17 protein-coding genes are annotated in these 22,676 nt (G+C 44.8%); 12 read left to right on the forward strand and 5 right to left on the reverse strand.

All coding sequences use genetic code 11. The annotated features are described in order from the left end of the window. Positions 1–85 precede the first annotated feature (85 nt). Complete coding sequence (locus QSH61_RS10280; RefSeq protein ID WP_010378626.1) at positions 86–1,264, reverse strand: thiolase family protein; 1,179 nt, start codon at positions 1,262–1,264, stop codon at positions 86–88. A gap of 314 nt (positions 1,265–1,578) precedes the next feature. Here QSH61_RS10280 and QSH61_RS10285 point away from each other — a divergent pair, with 314 nt between their 5' ends. The 9 genes from QSH61_RS10285 (at position 1,579) to QSH61_RS10325 (ending at position 12,113) form a co-directional block, all read left to right on the forward strand. After that, positions 1,579–1,971, forward strand: coding sequence for a MerR family transcriptional regulator (locus QSH61_RS10285; RefSeq protein ID WP_010378624.1), 393 nt, complete (start codon positions 1,579–1,581; stop codon positions 1,969–1,971). Positions 1,972–1,995: 24 nt separating this feature from the next. Continuing rightward, positions 1,996–3,171 (forward strand): isovaleryl-CoA dehydrogenase, encoded by a 1,176-nt coding sequence (locus QSH61_RS10290; protein WP_010378622.1) that lies wholly within the window; start codon positions 1,996–1,998, stop codon positions 3,169–3,171. A gap of 9 nt (positions 3,172–3,180) precedes the next feature. Beyond that, entirely contained in the window at positions 3,181–4,788 is a 1,608-nt protein-coding gene (locus QSH61_RS10295) for a carboxyl transferase domain-containing protein (RefSeq protein ID WP_010604938.1), read from the forward strand. 9 nt (positions 4,789–4,797) lie between these two features. Beyond that, positions 4,798–5,580, forward strand: a complete 783-nt coding sequence (locus QSH61_RS10300) for an enoyl-CoA hydratase-related protein (protein ID WP_206472043.1) — start codon at positions 4,798–4,800, stop codon at positions 5,578–5,580. A gap of 8 nt (positions 5,581–5,588) precedes the next feature. Beyond that, on the forward strand, positions 5,589–7,532 hold the full coding sequence (locus tag QSH61_RS10305) for an acetyl/propionyl/methylcrotonyl-CoA carboxylase subunit alpha (RefSeq protein WP_206472045.1): 1,944 nt from the start codon (positions 5,589–5,591) through the stop codon (positions 7,530–7,532). Next, complete coding sequence (locus QSH61_RS10310) at positions 7,532–8,440, forward strand: hydroxymethylglutaryl-CoA lyase (RefSeq protein ID WP_174168762.1); 909 nt, start codon at positions 7,532–7,534, stop codon at positions 8,438–8,440. Before QSH61_RS10305 ends, QSH61_RS10310 begins: the two co-directional genes overlap by 1 nt. 27 nt (positions 8,441–8,467) lie before the next feature. Continuing rightward, the gene (locus tag QSH61_RS10315; protein WP_010378612.1) at positions 8,468–9,166 is read left to right on the forward strand and encodes a CoA transferase subunit A; all 699 of its coding nucleotides are present in this window, start codon (positions 8,468–8,470) and stop codon (positions 9,164–9,166) included. Between the two features lie 9 nt (positions 9,167–9,175). Beyond that, positions 9,176–9,841, forward strand: a complete 666-nt coding sequence (locus tag QSH61_RS10320; protein WP_010604942.1) for a CoA transferase subunit B — start codon at positions 9,176–9,178, stop codon at positions 9,839–9,841. A gap of 697 nt (positions 9,842–10,538) precedes the next feature. Continuing rightward, entirely contained in the window at positions 10,539–12,113 is a 1,575-nt protein-coding gene (locus QSH61_RS10325; RefSeq protein WP_010604943.1) for a BCCT family transporter, read from the forward strand. Positions 12,114–12,174: 61 nt separating this feature from the next. Here QSH61_RS10325 and QSH61_RS10330 read toward each other — a convergent pair whose 3' ends face one another. Beyond that, the gene (locus QSH61_RS10330) at positions 12,175–12,861 is read right to left on the reverse strand and encodes a 3'-5' exonuclease (RefSeq protein WP_051009502.1); all 687 of its coding nucleotides are present in this window, start codon (positions 12,859–12,861) and stop codon (positions 12,175–12,177) included. 24 nt (positions 12,862–12,885) lie between these two features. Beyond that, positions 12,886–14,781: a DUF294 nucleotidyltransferase-like domain-containing protein gene (locus tag QSH61_RS10335; RefSeq protein WP_039497644.1), complete on the reverse strand. Its 1,896-nt coding sequence runs from the start codon at positions 14,779–14,781 to the stop codon at positions 12,886–12,888. Between the two features lie 332 nt (positions 14,782–15,113). On the opposite strand from QSH61_RS10335, the gene astB reads away from it, so the two are divergent. Further along, positions 15,114–16,454 (forward strand): N-succinylarginine dihydrolase, encoded by a 1,341-nt coding sequence (gene astB, locus QSH61_RS10340; protein ID WP_206472047.1) that lies wholly within the window; start codon positions 15,114–15,116, stop codon positions 16,452–16,454. Between the two features lie 62 nt (positions 16,455–16,516). Here astB and QSH61_RS10345 read toward each other — a convergent pair whose 3' ends face one another. Beyond that, positions 16,517–17,503: a WD40 repeat domain-containing protein gene (locus QSH61_RS10345; RefSeq protein ID WP_095727524.1), complete on the reverse strand. Its 987-nt coding sequence runs from the start codon at positions 17,501–17,503 to the stop codon at positions 16,517–16,519. Positions 17,504–17,619: 116 nt separating this feature from the next. Between QSH61_RS10345 and QSH61_RS10350 the strand changes: the two genes are divergently transcribed. Further along, positions 17,620–18,069 carry a hypothetical protein gene (locus QSH61_RS10350; RefSeq protein WP_010378604.1) on the forward strand — a complete coding sequence of 150 codons (450 nt, stop codon included), beginning with the start codon at positions 17,620–17,622 and terminating at the stop codon, positions 18,067–18,069. 75 nt (positions 18,070–18,144) lie between these two features. Here QSH61_RS10350 and QSH61_RS10355 read toward each other — a convergent pair whose 3' ends face one another. After that, positions 18,145–20,415 carry an acyl-CoA dehydrogenase gene (locus QSH61_RS10355; protein WP_206472049.1) on the reverse strand — a complete coding sequence of 757 codons (2,271 nt, stop codon included), beginning with the start codon at positions 20,413–20,415 and terminating at the stop codon, positions 18,145–18,147. Positions 20,416–20,776: 361 nt separating this feature from the next. On the opposite strand from QSH61_RS10355, the gene QSH61_RS10360 reads away from it, so the two are divergent. Continuing rightward, complete coding sequence (locus QSH61_RS10360; protein WP_206472051.1) at positions 20,777–22,597, forward strand: M2 family metallopeptidase; 1,821 nt, start codon at positions 20,777–20,779, stop codon at positions 22,595–22,597. The last annotated feature ends 79 nt before the right edge of the window (positions 22,598–22,676 follow it).

The following is a 22,676-nucleotide window of genomic DNA, read 5'->3' on the forward strand; positions in this document are numbered from 1 at the left end:
CCCCATAAAACGAGTTTATGCGCTGCGTGAATGATTAGAATTATGGAAAACGCAGCGCCCCTTGAACGAAATAAATTGCAGTAACTTACACTTCTACCGCGAGCGCTACAGCTTCACCACCACCGATACATAGTGACGCTACGCCTTTTGATAAGCCACGGTTTTTTAGTGCATGGATAAGTGTAACTAAGATGCGTGCACCGCTTGCACCGATTGGGTGACCTAGTGCACAAGCACCACCGTTGACGTTGACTTTGTTGCTATCTAACTGCATTTCGTTGATAGCTAACATAGTCACCATGGCAAACGCTTCGTTGATTTCCCAAAGGTCAACGTCTGCTGTCGACCAACCTGCTTTTTCAAGCAGTTTATTCATCGCACCGACTGGTGCCACGGTAAATTCAGCAGGCGCTTGTGAGTGAGTTGCATGGGCAACAATCTTACAAAGTGGTGTCAAACCGTGCTTTTTCGCTTCTGATTCACTCATTAAAATCAGCGCTGCTGCACCATCAGAAATAGACGAAGAGTTAGCAGCAGTGATAGTGCCGTCTTTTTTAAATGCTGGGCGAAGTGATGGAATTTTGTCTGGACGCGCGTTACCAGGTTGCTCATCAGTATTAACCTCAACATCCCCCTTACGCGTACTCATTACATGAGGGGCAATTTCATTGCCAAAGCTGCCATTTTCGATTGCGGCGTTTGCTTTACTTAGTGAGCCAAGTGCAAATTCATCCATGTGCTCACGGGTAATGCCATATTCATCAGCAGTAGCTTGTGCGAAACAACCCATCGCTTTATTGTCATAAGCATCTTCTAAGCCATCAGCCATCATATGGTCTTTGATTTCGCCATGACCCATGCGCATTCCGCCACGGGCTTTTGGAATAAAGTAAGGTGAGTTAGTCATGCTTTCCATGCCACCAGCGATAGCAGAATTAATGCTACCTGAGCGGATGAGATCATGCGCGAACATCGCCGCTTTTAGACCCGAGCCGCACACCTTGTTAATAGTGGTTGCTCCCGTCGAGCGTGCAAGCCCCGCATGTAGCATCGCTTGACGCGCTGGCGCTTGACCTAGGCCTGCGGGTAGTACGCAACCCATGATAACTTCGTCTATACTCGCGTCACTAAGGCCTGTTTCATTCATTACTGCTTTAATTGCAGTCGCACCTAAGTCTGTCGCGGTTGCGTCAGATAGGCTTCCCATAAAGCCACCCATTGGTGTACGCTTAGCAGCGACGATGACAACAGCTTCGTTACTCATTGCAAAACTCCTGTTTACAAGCCAATCTTGGCTTGTTAAAAATTAACTCTGTATTCGAGCATACATAATATTTACGTTTACGCCAACGTAAATCTAAAATCAAGCCAAACGAGATCAGTGAAAGTGTAAAGCTAACTTGCACAAATTTGTTTCCAAGGCTTATTTTCTCTAGCTGTAATGAAGATTTGATGACAATTCGAACGGACAGATTATTCCTTTTATAAGACTAAAGAAGGATCTGCCATTCTTACTTTACCTTTACGTAAACTTCACTTATATTGGTCTAATCAGTGACGTTGTAAGTGTAAATAAAAATGCAAGAAATTAATGAACCTACCTATTCAATCAGCGAGTTAGCTAAAGAATTTGATATTACTACTCGCAGTATTCGTTTTTACGAAGACCAAGGACTCCTTTCTCCTAGGCGCCAAGGACAAACGCGTATTTACTCAAAACGTGACAAAGTTCGATTAAAACTGATCCTTCGCGGCAAACGCCTTGGTTTTACACTTGCTGAAACTGGCCGACTATTTGAGCTTTACGACGCCGACAAATCGAGCGAAAAGCAACTTAAAACCATGTTGCAACTCATTGAAGAGAAAAAAGCCGACTTAAGCCAACAGATGGACGACATTAAAGTTGTCTTAATGGAACTGGTGACGGCTGAGCGCCGTTGTCGCGACACCCTACACGAGCTCGAAAAATAAACTCTCACAACAGGATGAAGACCGATGAGCACAGTATCTTTATATAAAGAATTAAACTTTGGACTAGGCGAAACAGCAGACATGATCCGTGATCATGTGAATAGCTTTGCGACCAGTGAAATTGCCCCACTGGCTGAAAAAACAGATCAAGAAAATGCATTTCCAAACGAAATGTGGCCAAAGTTTGGCGAAATGGGCCTACTTGGGATCACCGTCGCTGAAGAATTTGGCGGCTCAAACATGGGTTATCTTGAACACGTTATCGCAATGGAAGAGATAAGCCGTGCGAGTGCATCAATTGGCTTAAGCTACGGCGCACACTCAAACCTATGTGTAAACCAAATTAACCGTAACGGTAACCAAGCCCAAAAAGAAAAATATCTACCAAAACTTATCAGCGGTGAACACATCGGTGCACTAGCAATGAGTGAGCCCAATGCTGGCTCTGACGTCGTGTCAATGAAACTGCGTGCTGAAAAGCAAGGTGACAAGTTCATCCTTAACGGTAATAAAATGTGGATCACCAATGGTCCAGATGCCGACGTTTTTGTGATTTACGCAAAAACGGACACCAATGCAGGCCCTCGCGGGATCACAGCCTTTATCGTCGAAAAAAGCTTCCCTGGTTTTTCAACGGCACAAAAGTTAGACAAACTTGGAATGCGTGGTTCAAACACCTGTGAGCTGGTATTCGAAAACTGCGAAGTACCTGCAGAAAACATCCTTGGCGAATACAACGAAGGCGTTAAGGTACTCATGAGTGGTCTTGACTACGAGCGTGTGGTGTTAGCAGGCGGTCCGCTTGGTATTATGCAGGCTTGTATGGATGTGGTAGTACCTTATATTCACGAGCGTAAACAATTTAACCAATCCATCGGTGAATTCCAGCTGGTGCAGGGCAAAGTTGCTGACATGTACACGCAAATGAACGCAGCACGCTCATACGTTTATACCGTGGCAAAAGCCTGTGACCGTGGCGAAACCACTCGTAAAGATGCTGCTGGTGCGATTTTATATGCCGCAGAACTTGCAACCAAACTTGCACTTGATGCCATTCAGCTACTAGGCGGAAACGGTTATATCAATGAATATCCTACAGGTCGACTACTTCGCGATGCCAAGCTGTATGAAATTGGCGCTGGTACGTCTGAGATCCGCCGTATGCTTATCGGACGTGAGCTATTCAACGAAAGTCGCTAGGAGTGCTACATGACGGTACTAAATTCTGCGGTTAATCCGCATGATCCCCAGTTTAAGGCAAACAGCGATGCGATGGCATCGCTGGTTGCTGATCTTAAAGAGAAAGTTGCCACATTGAGCCAAGGTGGTGGTGAAGCGCTTATTGCCCGTCACCAAAGTCGCGGTAAATTATTTGTACGTGACCGAATTGAAACCTTGCTTGACGAGGGCTCGCCGTTTTTAGAAATTGGCCAATTCGCCGCGTTTGGCGTTTACGAGCAAGATATTCCTTGTGCTGGTGTGGTCGCCGGGATCGGACGCGTCAAAGGCGTTGAATGCATGATTGTGGCAAATGATGCGACGGTAAAAGGGGGAACCTATTTCCCTATTACTGTAAAAAAACACCTACGAGCGCAAGAAATCGCTGAGCGCTGCCATCTTCCTTGTATTTATTTAGTGGATTCTGGCGGTGCGAACTTGCCAGAACAAGATGAAGTGTTCCCAGATAAATTGCATTTTGGTCGGATTTTCTACAATCAAGCCCGTATGTCTGCAAAGGGGATCCCACAAATCGCAGTGGTCATGGGGTTATGTACCGCCGGCGGCGCGTATGTACCAGCAATGGCCGATGAAAGTATTATAGTCAAAGAACAAGGCACCATTTTCTTGGCAGGGCCACCACTTGTTAAAGCGGCCACGGGTGAAGAAGTGAGTGCAGAAGACTTAGGCGGCGCAGATGTTCACTGTAAAGTCTCAGGTGTAGCCGATCACTATGCAGAAAATGACGAGCATGCGCTTTCTATCGCAAGACAGTGCGTGTCACGCCTTAACCATCAGCGCCCTACTCGCCCGTTCCTGCAAGATGCCAAACCACCACGTTATGACATCAGTGAGGTGTATGGCATTGTTGGTACGGATCTGAAAAAACCATTTGATGTACGCGAAGTCATTGCCCGTATCGTGGACGATTCTCAGTTTGATGAATTTAAACGCTACTTCGGCGAAACACTCGTGACTGGTTTTGCTGAAATTTATGGTCACCCTGTAGGGATCGTAGCAAACAACGGTATTCTCTTTTCTGAATCCGCGCAAAAAGGCGCACACTTTATTCAACTCTGTGCACAGCGCAATATTCCGCTGCTGTTTTTGCAGAATATTACTGGATTTATGGTTGGCCAAAAATACGAAGCGGAAGGTATCGCTAAGCACGGTGCAAAAATGGTAACAGCCGTTTCCTGTGCTGATGTGCCTAAGTTTACAGTATTGATTGGCGGCTCATATGGTGCTGGTAACTATGGCATGTGTGGTAGAGCCTACGAGCCAACCATGATGTGGATGTGGCCAAACGCACGGATCTCCGTAATGGGTGGTGAACAAGCAGCAGGCGTATTAACGCAGGTTAAACAAGATGGTTTAGCGCGCAAAGGCCTTAGCATGAGCGATGCCGAAGTGAGCGAATTTAAAAAGCCAATTATCGAGCAATACGAAAAGCAAGGACACCCATACTATGCCAGCGCAAGGCTTTGGGACGATGGCGTTATCGACCCTGCGGATACGCGCACAGTACTTGGTCTTGCCTTAGAGGCTGCGAGCAATGCGCCGCAAAAAGAATCTAAATTTGGCGTCTTCAGAATGTAAGGAGCACTTATGCCTGTCACTTTAAATATAACAAAAAGCAAAGTGGCGATTTTAGAGCTAAGTCGCCCAGAAAAACATAATGCCTTCAATGCGGAGGTGATTGCCGAACTCATTAAGAATATCGAATATGCCAGCGGTCTCGATGTCAGAACGCTGGTATTAAAAACCGAAGGTAAACACTTTTCAGCGGGGGCTGATCTGGCGTGGATGAAATCCATGGCAGACAACGACTATGACGAAAACGTCGCTGATTCTTTAGAACTTGCTAAATTAATGCAAGTGCTGGCCACTTGCCCTCACCCAACGCTGTGTTTGGTGCAAGGTGCTGCTTTTGGCGGTGCGCTTGGGTTAATCGCCTGTTGTGATATCGCCATTGCAGAGCACAACTCTAAATTTTGTTTAAGTGAAGTCAAGCTTGGTCTTATTCCGGCTGTGATTAGTCCTTATGTCATTAAAGCCATTGGGGAGCGCCAAGCGCGACGCTATTTTTTAACAGCCGAAGTCTTCGATGGTGAAAAGGCGCTAGAAATGGGTTTAATTCACGAATTGAGCGATGATTTAGCAAAAAGCGAAGCGGATTTTCTCGATACCTTACTTAACAATGGCCCTGCTGCTGTGAAAAGTGCCAAAGCACTGATCAACGAAGTTGCAGGTAAAGAAATAAATGAAGCGTTGATCGCCCATACCGCAAAGCGTATCGCTGAAATTAGAGTAAGTGACGAAGGCCAAGAAGGGCTTAGCGCCTTTTTCGATAAACGAGCACCACGCTGGCAAACCGCCGCAAGCGAATAGGAGTCAACATGCTAACTAAAATTCTAGTCGCGAACCGTGGTGAAATTGCCTGCCGCGTGATGCGCACCGCAAAGAAATTGGGCCTAACCACAGTGGCAGTTTATTCTGATGCAGATGCCAATGCGATGCATGTGAAAACAGCTGACGAAGCCTATCATATCGGTCCGGCACCAAGTAAAGAGTCTTATTTGGTCGCAGACCGAATTCTTGAAGTCGCCAAAGCGGCGGGCGTCGATTGCATCCACCCAGGTTATGGTTTTTTGTCTGAAAATGAAGTATTCGCAAAAGCATGCGAAGCGGCAAACATTGCGTTTATTGGTCCGCTGGCAAGCTCTATTGAAGCGATGGGTTCTAAGACACGTGCCAAGGAAATCATGCATGACGCTAATGTGCCTTTAGTCCCAGGGTATTATGGCGACAAACAAGAAGATGATTTCTTACAGGCAGAAGCAGAAAAAATCGGCTTTCCGGTACTTATCAAAGCCGCTTACGGCGGTGGTGGTAAAGGGATGCGCGTGGTACGAGAAAACAGCGAGTTTTTATCGGCACTACATGGCGCTAAACGTGAAGCTGCAGCGAGTTTTGGCAATGACTTAGTACTGCTTGAGCGTTTTGTTGATAAGCCTCGTCACGTTGAAGTACAAGTTTTTGCCGATAGTCACGGTAACTGTGTTTACCTCGGTGATAGAGACTGTTCACTACAGCGTCGTCACCAAAAAGTGATTGAAGAAGCGCCCGCGCCAGGTTTGAGTGATGCTATGCGCAAAGCTATGGGTGAAGCGGCAGTACGCTGTGCGCAAGCGATTAACTATCGCGGCGCAGGTACAGTAGAGTTCTTATTATGTGGCGATGAGTTCTTCTTTATGGAAATGAATACTCGCCTGCAAGTAGAGCACCCTGTGACGGAAATGGTAACTGGCCTCGATTTAGTCGAGTGGCAACTCATGGTTGCTGCGGGTGAACAGCTACCGCTGACTCAACAGCAGGTTTCGTTATCCGGTCATAGCTTTGAAGCGCGTATTTACGCAGAAGACCCTGAAGAAAACTTCATGCCGTTTTCAGGTGTACTTTCACATCTTAGCTTTCCTGAAGCCAAAGATGGCATAAGAATTGACACTGGCGTGCAACAAGGCGATGAGATCAGTCCATTTTACGATCCTATGATCGCCAAGCTTATTGTTCATGGCAAAAACCGCGAGCAAGCGTTACTAAAGCTAAAATCGAGTTTAGAGCAAGTACATCTGTGCGGTTTAAAATCCAATATTGCATTTTTACATCACTTAGCAGGCCACCCTACTTTCACAGCTGGTACGCCTGATACCCACTTTATCGACACGCAAACTGAGGTATTAACTCAATCGAATACGCCGCTGGATAAAATGGTGTTATTAGCAAGTGCGGCCTACCTTAGCCACCAACAACCATGTAAAAACACGGTGTGGGGAAACTTAGGCTTTAGGCTTAACCAAACCGCGAAAGTGGATTTACCATTTGCAGATCATGTCGCCTGTGCCTATCAATCTCAAGGTGGTTGGAAGGTTTCGTTTAACGAGCAAATCCACCAAATTGAATGTGAATTAAATGGACACCAGTTAACAGTGGTGATTGATGGTGAAAGGTTACACGCCAGTGCCATTGTGACCGAAACCGCGATCACTATTATGTATGGCCCGTATCAACATACCGTTGAACTCAAGTCAAAGCATTACATTAGCGATCATGAGCACGAAGCTGCACCGCTGGCAGCGCCATTGAACGGCACCGTGGTTAAGCATTTGTTAGCCGTCGGTACCCAAGTTAATAAAGGCGATGCCGTGGTGATAATCGAAGCCATGAAGATGGAATATACGCTCAATGCACCATTTGATGGCACGCTCACTTCATACTGCTTTGCAGAAGGCGAGCTGGTCAGTCATGGCGATATGCTGGCGATTGTTGAGGAGCAAGACTAATGTCTCAGTATCCGGCTAACGTCAAAATTGTAGAAGTCGGCGCACGTGACGGCTTACAAAATGAGGTCAGTGTTGCCACAGAAGCTAAAATTTCGCTGGTTAACGCGTTAAAAGACGCTGGTCTCAAGCACATAGAAGCAGGCGCGTTTGTGTCGCCCAAATGGGTGCCACAAATGGCCGATTCTGCTGCGGTGATCCAAGGCTTTGAGCGTAGTGAAGGTGTTGAAATAAGCGCCCTAACGCCAAACCTTAAAGGCGCAGAGCTTGCACTAGAAAATCAGGTCGACGAATTTGCCATTTTTACTGCCGCCAGTGAGGCATTTACGCAAAAAAACATCAACTGCACGATTGAACAAAGTATTGAACGCTTTCGTCCCGTTGTTGAACTTGCACAAAAAAACAACATAAAAGTAAGAGGTTATGTTAGCTGCGTGGTTGGTTGCCCATATCAAGGTGAAGTACAACCAGAGCAAGTTTTAGCGGTATGTAAACAATTGTTGTCACTTGGTTGTTATGAAATCAGCCTAGGCGACACTATCGGTGTTGGTACGCCTAAAAAAGTCCAGCAGCTGCTCACCTTGTTACTGCAACATATCCCTGCTGACAAGCTTGCGGTGCATTTCCATGATACCTACGGACAAGCATTAACGAATATTCACACGGCCCTGCAAATGGGGATCGCAACTGTTGATAGCGCCGTTGCAGGTCTCGGTGGTTGCCCTTACGCCAAAGGCGCGTCAGGAAATGTTGCCACTGAGGATGTAGTTTACTTGCTGCAAGGACTTGGCATTGAGTGTGGAATTGATTTAGAAAGGCTAGCAAAAGCAGGATGGACAATTTGTGATGCGCTAGGCAAGACACCAAGCAGTAAAGTGTCGTTAGCACTCAAACAAACTTGTCAATCTTAAAACAATAACATTATTAGGAGTGGGCTTATGGCCGGTTTCGATAAAGTCGTATCAAGCTACAGCGAAGCGATGGCGGGTCTTAAAGACGGCGATACCATCATCGCAGGTGGCTTTGGTTTGTGTGGTATTCCAGAAGGCTTAATTGCAGAAATTAAGCGCCTGCAAACAAAAGAACTTACCGTAGTTTCAAACAACTGCGGGGTCGACGACTTTGGTTTAGGTATTTTGCTTAAAGATCGTCAAATTAAGAAGATCATCGCCTCTTATGTTGGTGAAAATGCGCTGTTTGAACAGCAACTTCTCGATGGCATTATTGACGTTGAATTAACACCACAAGGTACGCTTGCAGAGAAGATGCGCGCTGGTGGCGCCGGGATCCCAGCTTTTTACACGGCAACAGGGTACGGTACTCCCGTTGCTGAAGGTAAAGAAGTAAAAGAATTTGATGGCCGACCATATATTTTGGAAGAATCAATTACCGGTGAGTTTGCTATTGTTAAGGCTTGGAAAGCAGATCGCTATGGCAACTTGGTGTTCCGCCACACAGCAATGAACTTTAACCCAATGGCGGCGACAGCCGGAAAAATCACCGTAGCGGAAGTTGAAGAAATCGTAGAACCGGGTGAGCTTGAGCCTAGTCAAATCCACACCCCAGGTATTTATGTCAATCGCGTGATCAAAGGTGACTTTGAAAAACGTATTGAACGTGTCACAACGCGCAAATAGGAGGCAATCATGGGTTTAAATCGTGAACAAATTGCGATGCGCGTGGCGCAAGAGCTTGAAGACGGTTACTACGTTAACTTAGGCATAGGTATTCCAACCTTAGTGGCTAACTACGTACCACAAGGCATTGAAGTGATGCTGCAATCGGAAAATGGCTTGTTGGGTATGGGTCCCTACCCAACTGAAGACCAAGTTGATGCCGATATGATCAACGCGGGTAAAGAAACCGTGACAGCAGCGACAGGTGCAGCAATTTTTAATAGTGCGGAAAGCTTTGCCATGATCCGTGGTGGTCATGTAGACTTGACGGTACTAGGTGCATTTGAAGTTGATCAACAAGGCAATATCGCGTCTTGGATGATCCCGAAAAAATTAATCAAAGGCATGGGTGGTGCAATGGACTTAGTTGCTGGTGCACGCAACATCATAGTGACCATGACCCATGCTAGCAAACACGGCGATTCTAAATTGCTTGAATCATGCACATTGCCGCTAACCGGCGTAAATTGTGTAAAGAAAATCGTAACAGATTTAGCTGTGTTAGAAGTAAAAGACGGCGCATTCCATTTGCTAGAACGCGCACCGGGTGTTAGTGTTGATGAAATAATCAGCAAAACTGCAGGCAAGCTTATCGTCGACGGTGAGATCCCTGAAATGCAGTTTGAGGCGTCGTAAGACACACCCTAACTTACAAATGTACCGACCTCATTCCCAGTGCCAAAGGCGCTGAGTTACCCAAAACCCCTCGCAAGAGGGGTTTTTTTTCACATGCCATCAAAGGAAAACTCTTTACTTTACATCACTCTTTATGTCTAGTTGATGAATGTGATGATTTTTAAATAAAAAATTCAGTAGCCATTTACTTTTCAATCTCACCCCCTAAACTAGTAGAGATAGTTTTGGTTGGCATTGAATATTCACCTGTCAGTACAACTTAAAACTAAAAAGTTGCTGCTTTGAAGCATCGACTGAATATCAAGTTGACACAATATATTGATACCATAGCTTAGTAGCATAACGGTTCGGTTGGTTTATCTTAATTACAAGTATTGAGGCAGTATACTGTCGCTGTAACTAACATAAACCCATCATATATTTAGATAGTCATTCGGCTGATGTGATTGAAACGCACAAATCGAATGAATACGCTAAATAATCTAAACTAGACTAAGTAGTTTTTGTGGCTTATGGCTAGCATATTGTATGGCAGATAAAGTCATTCTAAGCCGCTAATGATTAGCATTAATAGCCAGATTACATTTTGCTTTGTTGCATAGTTAGTTTATGTCGAATTGTTATCACCCATTGTCTAGCGATTAATTCAGTATATCAGCTTGGTGTCGTATCACGATGAGAACAACAAGAGGATATCATGGGCAATCACCACGATAAGTACAGCATCGATAATACAGACTACACAGTTGGACAAGACAATGTTCAAAAGTGGGGATTTGACGTACATAACCCTGTATTTGGTGTAAGTGCTGGATTAATACTGGCGTTTTTAGTCGCCGTATTATTAGTTGATGCAAACACAGCTAAAACCACTTTAGACGGCATAAAGTGGGATATCATAGGTAACTTTGATGCCCTATTTATGTGGTCTGGTAATTTCTTTGTGCTATTTTGTTTGGTGCTCGTTTTATCGCCTTACGGTAAAATTCGTTTAGGTGGTGAAAACGCCAAACCAAGCTATACTCGGGCGTCATGGCTGGCGATGCTATTTGCAGCAGGTATGGGTATTGGTCTGATGTTTTGGGGTGTAGCGGAGCCTGTCGCCTACTACACTGGCTGGTATAAAACACCGTTAAATGTTGCTGCAAACACACCTGAAGCGGCTGAACTTGCAATGGGCGCGACCATGTACCATTGGGGTTTGCATCCTTGGGCTATTTACGCCGTAGTCGCGCTTTCTTTAGCATTCTTTGCCTACAATAAAGGCTTGCCACTGTCGATCCGCTCAATCTTTTATCCTATTTTAGGAGACAGAGCTTGGGGTTGGCCGGGCCATATCATCGATATTCTCGCCGTTCTTGCTACCTTGTTTGGCCTTGCGACATCACTCGGTCTGGGCGCACAGCAAGCTGGTGCTGGGATCCAACATGTATTTGGCATAGAAGCAGGTCTCGGTCTAGAAATTGCCGTGATTGTGGGCGTTACTGCCCTTGCGATTATTTCGGTTGTTCGCGGTATTGATGGCGGTGTAAAGATACTTAGTAACGTTAATATGTTAATTGCATTTGTGTTATTAGTATTCGTTGGTATTGCAGGTTTTGCGATTGCCATGGGTAATATTCCGACGACTTTAATGGCCTATGTTGAAAATATCATTCCACTGAGTAACCCGCATGGTCGTGAAGATGAAGCATGGTTCCAAGGTTGGACCGTATTTTACTGGGCATGGTGGATTTCTTGGTCACCATTTGTCGGTATGTTTATCGCACGCGTTTCTGAGGGGCGTACCATACGCGAGTTTATTACCGCAGTTTTATTAATCCCGACATTGGTAACCGTGATCTGGATGTCAATCTATGGTGGCCTTGCTATCGATCAGGTAAAAAATGGCATTGGCGCTCTAGGTACTGATGGCTTGACTGAAGTGCCACTGGCGATGTTCCAAATGTTTGAAAACCTACCGATGAGCGATTTACTCTCGTTCACGGCGATTGTACTTGTACTGGTTTTCTTCATCACCTCGTCGGATTCTGGTTCTTTGGTTATCGATAGTATTACCGCTGGTGGTAAAATAGATGCCCCAGTACCACAACGTATATTCTGGGCGAGTATTGAGGGTGCAATTGCTGCAGCGCTATTGTGGATCGGCGGTAAAGAGGCAATTGAAGCACTGCAAGCGGGTGCTATTTCAACAGGTTTACCGTTTACTTTTGTACTACTACTGATGTGTGTAAGTTTGATCCTCGGGCTTCGAACTGAGCCTAAAAGCTAACGGTCGTTAATCTCATTACAGGCGGAGCTTGGTGTATGCTCCGCCTTTTTGTTATTTGGGGTTAGCTCCACCAGCGTTTCACCATGTCTGATGGGTCTAAACAATATTGAGCTTGAGCTTGAAATAGCTCCGCCGTTGCTAACGCATCGGACAAGGCATGATGTGGCTGATAATAGGGAAGCCCATAGCGCTTTCTGCAGTCAGCTAAACGTACCGAAGGAATTGGTTTACGTTTGAGCTTATCAAGCCAGCCTCTGGCGTTGTTTATCGCTGACTTTTCAATTTCCATCGTATCAATCACTGGAAACTCAATACCCTCACCCAATCTCGCTTTTAGCGCAGAATCGAAAAATGACTTTTCGACAAACTGATAGTGCACCACTATGACTTTACCATGCAGCGAAGCAAACACTTCCTCAAGAATATCTTGCAGATCTGGCGCGCTTTCAACTTGTGAGTGTGTGATCCGGTGCAGTACCACAGACTCCTCAGCCAGCGGACTGGTTGGCTTCACTAACCAATGCTTCGCTTGAGCCAAGCGGATCCGTCGTAAGTCAAATGGTACGACGCCAACGCTCACAATATCATCGGTGTTTGGGTCGAGCCCTGTAGTTTCAAAATCAAGGGCAACAAACTCGCACTGGCTCAATTGCTGGTAAGGATCTACCACGCCTTGCTGATAAAATGCTTGAATTCTCGGGTCTTTCGACGTTTCTACCAAATGCTGAAAGCGATTTGGCCATGACATAATCTCGCCTTGCATATTACACCGCTACTTCATCATGGATTTGTTTTGATAGCGAAACTTTAAAAAGCTCTGTGCTTTGTCTAACACGCCAAAAGCTTCTTTAAGATTACGCTGTTCAAAATCAGAGAGTGTTTCAGGCGGCAAGCTGTTATCAGGCTTTTCGCCCTGCTCAATTTGCCATGCTTGATGGCGAATACGCATGATGGCAATATATTCAAGCGCAGCTTGCAAATCTAGCACCTTACCCTTTGGCAGTATATTTGCCTCGTCAATATCTTCTAATCGCTCGAAGGAGTTTTGTTTTTTAGAACCAACACCAAGGGCATGCACTCGAACCAAGTCTGAAAGCGGTGCTGTGCCACGGCGTTTAATGTTCATCGAACGCCTGTGCTCACCGTCTTGCTCAAGGACAAAACCGTTAAAAAAGCCCAAAGGCGGTGTTCTTCTTAGCGCATTATGTGCCATCGCAGCCAAAAATTTAGGGGTGCTTTTGGCCTTTTTACTGATAAAAGCAGTGAGTTTCTCAGCCCATTTTGTTTCACCCCATACGCCTTCCAGATCAAAGAAAATCGAACTATTAAGTAAAGCCTCAGGACTGGGGTTTTCTATCCAGTCTTCAAATTGTGCTAACCATTGACTGTAAGTTAGACGCCAAGCTGGGTTGCTTGCCATGATCCCACCATCGCAATATTTATAGCCGCAATTGGCTAGACCATCACACACAAACTTCGCCAACTTTTCGAAGTAAGCGCCATGCTCAGCGGGTTGATAACTGTCATCCAAGATCAGTGCATTATCCTGATCGGTCACAATTAATTGTTCGTCCCGAGCCATTGAACCAAGGGCAATAAAGCAGTATGGGATTGGTGGCGGACCTAATTTTGCTTCCGCGAGTTCGAGTAACTTGTGTTTAAACGTTTTGCCTATAATCGACATCGCAGAACCAATCATGTGTGAGTTGGCGTCTTCATTCACCATCCGAGTAAAAATTGCAGGAAGCTGCTTGGCGTAACTACTCAAGTCTTCAACACTTTGTTGGTCCATTAGCCCTCTAACAAACAACAGACTGCTTTGAGACTCATAGCGCAAAATATCGGATAGCGCGACCACTCCTATCGGTTTACGCTTATGAACAACGGGCAAATGATGCACATTGTCTCTTAGCATCAGCATCATGGCTTCGAAGACATAGGCATTGGAGTCAACAATAATAAGATCGGTCGACATAATCTCAGAGACCGGAGTTTGATAATTCAGCCCCTCAGCGACTACTTTTGTACGAAGATCTCTGTCACTGATAAGGCCAACCACCTGACCATCATCTTCATCTGGATCTTCGACAACTGGTTTCTCGGGGTCATAGATAAGTAGTGATGACACATGCTCTTTTGCCATCACTTGAGCTGCCTGCTGTACCGTGGCGTTGCGTTCAACGTACACCACATCGCGTAGCAATAGTTTACGCACTTTGGCCGTGGTCAAATCGTTGCTGTCGGCTTGCTCAGAAACCGTGATTTTTAGTCTCGCATTATCGTCTGCTTCAAAATAATCAGCAAACGCTTCATAAACGTCGCAATACTCATCAAAAATGCCTACAGGAATACAGTACACTAGTGTATCTTCAAGGCTTTGAGCGCCAAAACGAACTTTGCGATTCATCAATAAACCACGCTGGCCAAAGATCCCACCTGTGGAAATACGATTGTATAACTCACCTGAGCGCCGATAGAGCTCGACAGCACCAGATCGGATCACATACAAGTAAGTGATCTGCTCTCCATATTCCAAAATGCCGCTGCCCGCTCGGTAGTAACCTACTTCGACTTGGCTTGCGAGTTTATGTAGTGCCTCTTGAGGCAAATCCGAAAACGGCGGGTAAGCTACTAAAAAATTGGCAATTTCCTGATGTTCAACTTCCATGGTTTGCCTTGATATAAAAAGGAATTTAACCCTATTGTGGGCAACGAGGGATAAATTTGCAATGAAAGCTGGTTTAACTAAGGCTGCAGCAATTGTTTTTTCCACTGTTCACCATTGTGATCAGGAGACTCGCTAGGATGCAGTCGAATTTAGTAAACGTGAGGAATTGCGTTGTAATAGGTTAATTCCAATTCCCTATTAATTTGTTTTGCAATGACTGCGTGCTAAAGCTAAATAAGTACAAACGCCTAATTTGACCTAAGTCACTTTAAAAACCAGTGAAACCGCCTCATACTAGTTATCTATAACTATTCGCAACAGGAACCGCACTCATGACTTATGAAGTCAATTTCGACGGCTTAGTAGGGCCAACACATAATTATGCCGGATTATCTTATGGTAATGTCGCGTCACTTTCTAACGCTACCAGCGTCTCTAATCCAAAAGAAGCGGCATTGCAAGGTCTTGAAAAGATGAAAGCAATGCATGATATCGGCCTAAAACAAGGAATATTCGCACCTCACGCACGCCCGAGTTTAGCCCCACTGCGTCGCGTTGGCTTTTCGGGAACTGATGCACAAGTACTTGAAAAAGCATATAAACACGACCCTATATTGCTTCGAGCTTGTTACTCTGCCTCTGCAATGTGGACGGCAAATGCGGCGACTGTATCGCCTTCTATTGATTCCAGCGATGGCAAAGTACATTTCACAAGTGCCAATTTAAACTGCAAATTTCACCGTTCAATAGAGCCAGAAACCACCACGAATTTACTTCGTGCTATGTTCGCTAATGCGCAATATTTTGCACATCACCAGCATTTGCCTGAGCAGCCTTTTTTTGGCGATGAAGGTGCTGCAAACCACACTCGCCTCGCCGATAGCCATGGCAGTAAAGGTCTACAATTATTTGTGTACGGTTCAAGTGGCTTTAACAGCGATATAAAGGGTCCTACTAAATATCCTGCTCGGCAAACATTAGAAGCAAGTCAAGCGATTGCAAGGCTACATCAATTAGATGATAAGCAAGCAATTTTTATCCAGCAAAATCCAAATGTGATTGATCAAGGCGTGTTCCATAATGACGTCATTGCGGTGGGCAATGAGAATGTGCTGTTTTGCCATGATCAAGCCTTCATTGATCAAACCTCCAGTCTAACCAAAATTAGACAAGCGTATATCGGCGAAAAGCCTTTACATATTGTAGAAGTTCCGACACATGCAGTGAGTGTTGAAGACGCAGTAAAAAGCTACCTATTTAACTCACAATTGATCACCTTGCCATCAGGCGAGATGATGCTGGTTGCACCGGAGGAATGTGCGAAGAATGATAACGTTGCCGCGTATATCGAATATATGCTCGGTGCAAAAAATCCGATTTCGCAAGTACGCTTTTTTGACTTACGCCAAAGTATGCAAAATGGTGGTGGACCTGCATGTTTGCGATTACGTGTAGCACTCAATGAAGCTGAGCTAAAAGCGGTAAATCCAGAAGTGATGATGAGTGAAGACAAATTTATTCAACTAAGCGCGTGGGTCAATAAACATTATCGCGATAAAGTCACAGAGCAGGATTTAGCTGATCCGAACCTACTGCAAGAGTCCTATGCTGCACTAGATGAACTCACCCAACTACTTAATCTTGGTAGCGTTTATGACTTCCAACGCGCCTAATTTCAAGTTTTGCTTGTCAAACTGCAATTAATCTGAGATTTAAAGGGAGTGATTTCACTCCCTTACTTTTTAGCAAGTACGTTAACCGCCCACGTCTCAAGCATACCGTCGCTATTTAGCGTTACTAAGGTGTCTGGGTTTGGGACATACATATCGACTACCGTTGCCCCCTCATTCTCAGTATGAATAGACCAAGTACCTAATTCTTCCCCGCTCTCATAGCGCCAGATGGAGAGGTGAGACTTTGACGATGATGTCGCGAGTAAGCCTGAGTCAGAAATAAATTTAGCCTTTCTAAACATCTTAAAACGGGCCATATACTTTAGCTCACTGAGCTGTTTTCCAGACTCAAAGTCTAGTACATGTTGCGCATTCAACCCATCTGAGACGAATAAATGCTTGCCATCATGACTCACTGTTAAACTGGTAACACGATGACTAAATTGATGCTCATATAAAGGTTCTGGTGAGGCAAATTGCCAAAGGGCAACCAACCCATCTTGCGCGCCTGTAACAAAATAGTCGCCACTATTATCAAACGCCAAATGCTCTATCGGCCGAGTATGTGGCATAAAACGATTGTTTAACTTCGTGAATAGATCCGCCATATTGAGTGAGCCATCATCCATCGCAACAAGCAAACGCTGGTTGTTATGGGAAAGCGCTAAAGCAGAGATTGAAGCAAGTGGACTCACCCCAGCAAAAGGTACGTTCGTTATCAACTTTTGCTTTGGGACAGACCAAATTGAGATAAGGTTTTCACCTGCCACGATGAGCATTTCCTTATCATCTGACAATAAAACTTCTTTGACTGGTGTTTTTATTTTGTCTTTGGGTACTGAGAATATGACAGACTGATTGGCATTATCATAAATATGGATTTCAGCATTACTGTCTAATGTTACGCTCCACTTTCCATCTTTAGAAAAGTGTCCAAGTATTATGCCATTTTGCGTCAACTGGCTTGTTACCCCTTTACTAATTTCAGGTTGCGATCCACACCCTACTAAAAATAAAGCGAACCAAGCTAGTGATATTAAACGAGACATCTTAAACCCTTAGCACATAATACATTTATTTCATTTACTGGCTTTACATATCGGCCGTTAGCAGACAAACTTAACTTATTGTGAATAATTTTAGACTGCATATGATGTATTTTAGCATGACAAAGTCACTTATTAAGCAAACTTTCGTTGTCTTAGCCGCAATGATTTTACTCTCAGCGTGCGGCTCAGAGGATAATGTCAGTGGTGACAAGGACACTCCTGGATATGCCGCAACAATGTATTTTGACGCACTCTATAATAAAAAAGATCTAGACGCTGCAATGAAAATCGCCACTCCCCGTCACGCGCGTATCATGCGCTCTTACGGTACTGCGTCGCAATTCGCCAGAAATTTAGTGAATATGCAATACGATGAAGTCACCATAGAAGTTGATATGACCAATCAAAGTCTGCGCGAACAGTATGGCGACAGCGCAAAAATTAATTTAATTTTTACAGGTCAGCTCCACGGTGAGCAAGTAGACGACATGCGTAGTGTCAGTATGGTGCGCAAAAAAGGCAAATGGTACGTAGACAAGGTACTAGCCGACCCCTTTGCACGTTAACTCAAGAATAAGAAAGGAAAGCCCCGTTGTCGGGGCTTTTTTAACAAATTAGCCAAAATCCTCAGTCACAACAAACTAGTTGGGCGCTTTTGCATCAACAGCAATCGCTTTTGCAACCAGCGTTTCAATACAAAAGATGGTTTCAGAACTCTTATCATCAATCACCTTGTCGTCCATTGCGATACTGAGTTTTTCATTCAATGTCTTACCCACCAGTTTCACGCTATTTTGTTTACACCACTTACGATATTTTGCCATTAGTGGAGCATGCGCCTTTTCCAGTAAATAAGCATGCTCAACCGTATCTACCGCAGAGTGTTTTACCACGGCGCACAGGTGCGAGATACGTTCTCGGGTCGAGTTGTGATCAGAAACATTGCTACATACCTGAACCGCCAATTTGTCGCTTGGCGCTTTGAGCCACTTACCAACAGGAAACGCCAAACGTTTTAACAAAAATGCCAGAGGTGCTGCGGTAAAGTTATCGCAAAATGCATAAATAGCCTTACTTGCTTCGTTAAGACAGTGATCTAAGGCAAACTTTACCAGCGGTAAGTCCCCTTGCTGACGGCCATCATCTTCGTATTTTTTTAATACGCACGAGGCGATATAAAGAAAGCTCAGGACATCTCCTAATTTTGCAGAGAGCATTTCTCTACGTTTTAGTGAACCGCCTAGCTTTAACATAGCGATATCACTATACACAGAAAGCGCTTGGCTCAGCCATGTTAGCCGTCGGTAATACGCCGCCACATCACCACTCACTGGCGCACGTTCGAAACGTGCAAGTGTGAAGCCATTAAAAAACGCCTTAAGCCCATTCACAGAGGTATGCTGCAAGTGTTTGCAAAGCACTTCATCAAACTCTTTCAATGCGATTAATTGATCTTCTTGCTGTACGATACTCATTTCTTTGAGTATGAAAGGATGACAACGCGTTGCACCTTGACCAAAAATCATCAAGCTTCGCGTTAAAATATTGGCGCCTTCAACGGTAATAGAAATCGGCATCCCCATATAATTGTGGGCAAGATAATTCATTTCCCCCATTTGAATGGCTTTACCACCATGAATATCCATCGCATCATTTAATGCCACCCTTGCATGTTCTGTGAGGTGATACTTGGCAATCGCAGTGACTACCGAAGGGCTTTGCTTTAAATCAATTGCCAACGCAGTGGTTTGTCTCACCGCTTCAATAAGATAGCTATAGCCGTAAATTCTGGCTAACGCGCTTTGCACTCCTTCAAAGGCAGAGATAGGTACACCAAATTGACGACGGACACCGGCGTAAGCCGAAGTCGTTCTGGCACTTAATTGAGCGGTTCCCGCGCTCAGTGCAGGCAAAGATATCCCCCGCCCAGCACTTAAACACGACACCAGCATGCGCCACCCTTTGCCGATACCTGCCTGTTCGCCTATCACCCAAGCCATTGGAATAAAAACATCTTCACCACTGGTTGTACCATTCATAAAAGCTTGCCCCAGCGGATTATGTCGATCTCCAGTTTTTACGCCTTCATGTGCCGTAGGAATAAGTGCACAAGTGATCCCAAGCTCTACTTTAATTGAAAGCAATTGATCCGGGTCGTAAACCTTAAACGCAAGTCCTAATACATCAGCGACGGGCGCCAGCGTGATGTATCGTTTTTGCCAAGTTACCGCAAGTCCAATTTGTTTTTCTCCCTCAAATTCACGCTCACACACAATCGCAAAGTCTTGAATGCTACCAGCATCCGATCCCGCCTCTGGAGAGGTCAATGCAAAACAAGGTAGCGCCTCACCCGAGGCAAGCTTTGGCAGCCAAGTATTCTGCTGTTCATTGGTCCCGTAATGAAGCAGCAGCTCTGCAGGGCCTAAACTATTTGGCACCATCACGGTCACTGCAGTAGATAAACTACGGCTCGCTATTTTTGCTACGATGGTGGAGTTCGCCTGAGCACTAAATTCCCGACCACCAAAAGCCTTTGGAATAATAAAAGCAAAAAAGCCCTTTTCTTTCAAAAATTGCCAAACTTCTTCAGGCAGGTCTTGAGCCTCAGATATTTTTTCTTCATCAAGCATTTTTAGCAGCGTGTGTAATTCGCTATCTATAAATGCCTGTTCTTCATCGCTTAGCTTTGGTTTATCATTACTTAACCACTTTCGCCAATTCGGCTTACCCGAAAACAACGCACCATCCCACCAGATACTCCCCGCTTCCATCGCTTCTCGCTCGGTTTGGGAGAGTTCAGGTAATGACGTTTTGAAATAATTAAAGAGCGGTTTAGTGATCAACTTAACCCTGATATCACGGACACAAAATACCACCACTATGGCCAAAATCACCAATAAAACAAAAGTCATATGCACTCCTTTTTGCAGGCTCCAAATACGGCCTTTTGATACAATTGACTGTCTTAATTATGGTTAATAATCACACTAACTCAACTTTTATCTCGCTCGTATCTCTTTGTTTGTCCATCGCAAAATTGTCGTTTTAAAGTCGTCCTGCTATTATTCTTGCCACCACAGCAAAAAATGATGCTTTGCTGCGAGAAAAAGCCGCGCTCACTACGATTAGTTGTTCATACGACTAATACTAATTCGATTAATTTACTTGCTGATTTTTAGCAATTAACCCAATTAGTGTAGCTGGCTATAGATACTAAAATGCCGTCTAGCGTTAAGTCGGCTCGTGTATTCATTAAAACAACAAGTGAACTCTATGAAACCAAGATTTAAGTTAAGTGTTGGCGCACTCATTGTTGCCAGTACTTTTGCACTCTCTGCCTGCAAATCCACTGAAACTACAAATAAAGCGTTATCAGAAGCCGATGCAGTAGCATTTTTAGATAAGGCGTCAGAACAGTTGGTTGACCTTAACTTCCGCTCTAGCCGCTCAGCTTGGATTTACGCGAACTTTATTACTCACGATACCGCTTCATTTGCTGCGGACGTTAATGAGGAATACACCGCTGCGCTCGTGGAGCTTGCTAACCAAGCAGCACAATTTGATGGCTTGACGTTAAACGAAGATACTCGCCGCAAGCTTGACAAATTGAAGCTAAACCTGACATTACCTGCACCAAAAGATGCTGACAAAACAGCGGAACTTGCAAAGCTCACTGCAGAGCTTGATGGTATGTACGGCAAGGGCAAATACTGTAAAGATGATGGCACTTGTCTAAGCCTTGGCGACATGACGGCTAAGATGGCGAATAGTCGCGACTATGAAGAGCTTTTAGACATCTGGCAAGGTTGGCGAGAAGTGTCAAAGCCGATGCGTCCACTCTATGAAAAGCAAGTGGTACTTACCAATGAAGGTGCTAATGAGCTTGGCTACGCAGACACAGGCGCCATGTGGCGCAGTAAGTACGACATGCCAGCGGACGACTTTGCAAAAGAACTTGACCGTACTTGGAACCAAGTAAAGCCGCTATATGATTCGCTGCACTGTCATGTTAGAGCCAAGCTTGGCGAGAAATACGGCGAAGATAAAGTGCCTCAAGACCAGCCTATTCCTGCGCACTTGCTTGGCAATATGTGGGCACAAAGCTGGGGCAATATCTATGACTTAGTCGCGCCGGAAAACGCAGATCCGGGTTATGATGTAACAGCGCTACTGGCTAAACACAATTACGACGAAATCAAAATGGTAAAAGGTGCAGAAAAGTTCTTCACCTCTATGGGTTTTGCCCCATTACCTGAGACTTTCTACGAACGTTCTTTATTTATTAAACCACAAGACCGCGACGTACAATGTCATGCATCAGCATGGAACTTAGATGCCAAAGACGACCTACGCATCAAAATGTGTATCCAACGCACCGGTGAAGAGTTCTCAGTTATCCACCATGAACTAGGCCATAACTTCTATCAGCGCGCTTACAATCAACAGCCTGTGTATTACCAAGAAAGTGCCAACGATGGCTTCCACGAAGCTATCGGCGACACCATCGCGCTATCTGTAACACCTGGCTACTTAAAGCAAATTGGTTTGTTGGATAACGTACCAGATGAGTCAAAAGATATCGGTCTATTGATGAAGATGGCACTCGACAAAGTTGCATTTATTCCATTCGGTCTACTTGTCGACCAATGGCGCTGGAAAGTATTCTCTGGTGAGATTTCTCCAGCAGAGTACAACCAAGCGTGGTGGGAATTAAGAGAGAAATATCAAGGTGTTAAAGCACCAATTTCACGTACTGAAAATGACTTTGACCCAGGTGCAAAATACCACGTACCAGGTAATGTACCTTACACTCGTTACTTCTTAGCGCATATTTTGCAGTTCCAGTTCCACAAATCACTTTGTGAAATTGCTGGCAGCAAAGAAGCCATTCACCGCTGTTCTGTTTACAACTCGAAAGCAGCTGGTGAGCGTTTAAATGCCATGCTTGAAATGGGCAGCAGCAAACCTTGGCAACAAGCACTGAAAACGCTAACAGGTAAAGATGAAATGGATGCAACAGCAGTACTTGACTACTTTGCACCATTGCAAAAATACCTAGATGAGCAAAATAAAGGCCGTAATTGCGGCTGGTAATTGCTAGCAAATTTAAACTCAGAAACGGGCACACTCAATCGTGCCCGTTTTTTATTGGTTTAATTTTGTTACAGTTCAG

The sequence above is a fragment of the Pseudoalteromonas sp. JC3 genome, assembly GCF_030291895.1.
GTDB lineage: Bacteria > Pseudomonadota > Gammaproteobacteria > Enterobacterales > Alteromonadaceae > Pseudoalteromonas.

Bases quoted from the DNA above. Each gene is read 5' to 3' on its own strand.
- QSH61_RS10320 (WP_010604942.1), top strand. From the start codon at position 9,176: ATGGGTTTAAATCGTGAACAAATTGCGATGCGCGTGGCGCAAGAGCTT.
- QSH61_RS10360 (WP_206472051.1), top strand. From the start codon at position 20,777: ATGAAACCAAGATTTAAGTTAAGTGTTGGCGCACTCATTGTTGCCAGT.
- QSH61_RS10345 (WP_095727524.1), bottom strand. From the start codon at position 17,503: ATGTCTCGTTTAATATCACTAGCTTGGTTCGCTTTATTTTTAGTAGGG.
- QSH61_RS10355 (WP_206472049.1), bottom strand. From the start codon at position 20,415: ATGACTTTTGTTTTATTGGTGATTTTGGCCATAGTGGTGGTATTTTGT.
- QSH61_RS10280 (WP_010378626.1), bottom strand. From the start codon at position 1,264: ATGAGTAACGAAGCTGTTGTCATCGTCGCTGCTAAGCGTACACCAATG.
- QSH61_RS10305 (WP_206472045.1), top strand. From the start codon at position 5,589: ATGCTAACTAAAATTCTAGTCGCGAACCGTGGTGAAATTGCCTGCCGC.
- QSH61_RS10295 (WP_010604938.1), top strand. From the start codon at position 3,181: ATGACGGTACTAAATTCTGCGGTTAATCCGCATGATCCCCAGTTTAAG.
- QSH61_RS10330 (WP_051009502.1), bottom strand. From the start codon at position 12,861: ATGTCATGGCCAAATCGCTTTCAGCATTTGGTAGAAACGTCGAAAGAC.
- QSH61_RS10300 (WP_206472043.1), top strand. From the start codon at position 4,798: ATGCCTGTCACTTTAAATATAACAAAAAGCAAAGTGGCGATTTTAGAG.
- QSH61_RS10335 (WP_039497644.1), bottom strand. From the start codon at position 14,781: ATGGAAGTTGAACATCAGGAAATTGCCAATTTTTTAGTAGCTTACCCG.
- QSH61_RS10315 (WP_010378612.1), top strand. From the start codon at position 8,468: ATGGCCGGTTTCGATAAAGTCGTATCAAGCTACAGCGAAGCGATGGCG.
- QSH61_RS10350 (WP_010378604.1), top strand. From the start codon at position 17,620: ATGACAAAGTCACTTATTAAGCAAACTTTCGTTGTCTTAGCCGCAATG.
- QSH61_RS10325 (WP_010604943.1), top strand. From the start codon at position 10,539: ATGGGCAATCACCACGATAAGTACAGCATCGATAATACAGACTACACA.
- astB (WP_206472047.1), top strand. From the start codon at position 15,114: ATGACTTATGAAGTCAATTTCGACGGCTTAGTAGGGCCAACACATAAT.
- QSH61_RS10290 (WP_010378622.1), top strand. From the start codon at position 1,996: ATGAGCACAGTATCTTTATATAAAGAATTAAACTTTGGACTAGGCGAA.
- QSH61_RS10310 (WP_174168762.1), top strand. From the start codon at position 7,532: ATGTCTCAGTATCCGGCTAACGTCAAAATTGTAGAAGTCGGCGCACGT.
- QSH61_RS10285 (WP_010378624.1), top strand. From the start codon at position 1,579: ATGCAAGAAATTAATGAACCTACCTATTCAATCAGCGAGTTAGCTAAA.